General features: G+C 59.8%; 1 protein-coding gene. It reads right to left on the reverse strand.

Features of this window, described 5'->3' with window-relative positions; genetic code table 11:
- Positions 1–115: 115 nt before the first annotated feature.
- A partial coding sequence (locus AC3WKX_RS34240) for a class I SAM-dependent methyltransferase (RefSeq protein ID WP_102665803.1) occupies positions 116–719 on the reverse strand: 604 nt, incomplete at its 5' end.

Raw genomic sequence — 719 nt, forward strand, 5'->3', positions numbered from 1 at the left:
GCGCCGACAGGCGGGGCAGAGCCCTTTGCTTACTTTGGGGCTTTTCCAAAGTGAGTCGCTGTAAGAGCGAAACCATAAGCAGCCGTTACCTAAATAACGGATATGTACCCAACCCTCAGGACTTCAGCGCCTTCTTAGGATAAATGTCATACCGACTGGACTTCCCATCCAACGCATGACTCGGCTTAACCCCCTCAATACAAGGCGCCTTACGCGGCCGTTTGACCACCACCCGATGACTGGCCAAAGCCAACGCCGCCGCCAACAACGCCGGCGCATCCGGATCATCCCCCACCAGCGGCCGAAACAACCTCATCTCCTTCTTCACCAACGCCGTCTTCTCCCGATGCGGAAACATCGGATCCAGATAAATCACCTGAGGCGGCTCCCCCTCCCAATCGCGCATCACCTCAATGGAGTTGCCCTTGAGCAACCTCATCCGCGCCACAATCGGCGCCACCTCAAAATCCTCTGCACCTCGCGCCAAGCCATCTTCCAGCAACGCCCCAATCAACGGCTGGCGTTCAATCAGGCTCATCTCGCAACCCAGGCTGGCCAACACAAATGCATCCTTTCCCAACCCGGCGGTAGCATCCAGCACCCTGGGCCGCACGCCCTGTGCCACACCCACCGCCTTGGCAATCATTTGCCCGCTGCCGCCGCCATACAGACGCCGGTGCGCCGCCCCACCCTCCACAAAATCCACCCGCACCGGCGTC

This window comes from Pseudomonas sp. GP01-A4, from assembly GCF_058780865.1.